Source organism: Streptomyces sp. CO7 (genome assembly GCF_053474865.1).
In genome coordinates, this window is the sequence record NZ_JBRIOU010000013.1 from 65,087 (window position 1) to 66,233 (window position 1,147).

At 71.9% G+C, this 1,147-nt stretch carries 2 protein-coding genes; one reads left to right on the forward strand and one right to left on the reverse strand.

Going from position 1 to position 1,147, the window contains the following annotated elements:
• Positions 1–41: 41 nt before the first annotated feature.
• Complete coding sequence (locus tag ACOV8S_RS30350) at positions 42–470, forward strand: PPOX class F420-dependent oxidoreductase (protein WP_448321694.1); 429 nt, start codon at positions 42–44, stop codon at positions 468–470.
• Between the two features lie 6 nt (positions 471–476).
• On the opposite strand, the gene ACOV8S_RS30355 is transcribed toward ACOV8S_RS30350, so the two are convergent.
• Positions 477–1,106 (reverse strand): GTP-binding protein, encoded by a 630-nt coding sequence (locus ACOV8S_RS30355; RefSeq protein WP_448321695.1) that lies wholly within the window; start codon positions 1,104–1,106, stop codon positions 477–479.
• Positions 1,107–1,147 lie beyond the last annotated feature (41 nt).

Genomic DNA, 1,147 nt, shown 5'->3' on the forward strand with positions numbered 1-1,147 from the left:
GTCCGGTGGCAGCGAAGGACGGGTGTGCCGAGGATGGCGGTATGGCGCACACGATGACCGACCAGGAGTGGCGGACGTTCGTCACCACGGGGACGCGTACCGGGAAGCTGGCCACCACCCGGGCCGACGGTTCCCCGCACGTCGCACCCGTCTGGTTCGTGCTGGACGGGGACGAGGTCGTGCTGACCACGGGAGCGGGGACGGTCAAGGGCCGTAATCTCGCCCGGGACGGCCGGGCCGCCTTCTGCGTGGACGACGAACGGCCCCCGTTCTCGTTCGTCTCCCTCACCTGCCGGGCCCGGCTCACCGAGGACCTGGACGAGTTGCGGCACTGGGCCACCCGGATCGCCGCCCGCTACATGGGCGAGGAGCAGGCCGAACCGTACGGCGCGCGCAACGCGGTGCCGGGCGAGCTGCTGGTGCGGCTGTCCGTCGAACGGGTCAGCGCGGTCGCCGGTCTCGCCGACTGACCGGGTTCAGCCGCCCACCGTGTCGAGCATCCGCGCGGTGTGCATCCGTCCGGCGTGCTCCACCAGACGGATCAGCACCTCCTTGCCGGACTCCCGCTCCCGTGCGTCGCACAGGACGACGGGCGTGCCGGGGTCGAGATCGAGTGCGGCCGACACCTCGTCGGGAGAGTAGGACCGGGCCCTCGCGAAGCAGTTGACGGCCACCACGAAGGGGATGCTCCGGTGCTCGAAGTAGTCCACGGCCGGGAAGCAGTCCTCGAGCCGCCGGGTGTCGGCGAGCACCACGGCGCCGAGCGCTCCCTGCGCGAGCTCGTCCCACAGGAACCAGAAGCGGTCCTGGCCGGGGGTGCCGAAGAGGTACAGCGACAGCCCGGCCCGGATGGTGATGCGGCCGAAGTCCATGGCGACGGTCGTGGTGGTCTTCTGGTCCACGCCCGCGGTGTCGTCGACGCCCCGGCTCGCCTCGGTGAGCAGTTCCTCGGTGCGCAGCGGCCGGATCTCGCTGACCGCGCCGACCAGGGTCGTCTTGCCCACGCCGAAGCCGCCTGCCACCAGGATCTTGAGGGCCAGCGGGTTGGCGGCGTCCGGGGCGCCGGTCGCCCCGCCGGAGGGGGTGTCCGTCTGCTGGGGGACCATCGATCACTTCTCTCGGGTGTCTCGGGCGAGCAGGTCGCCGC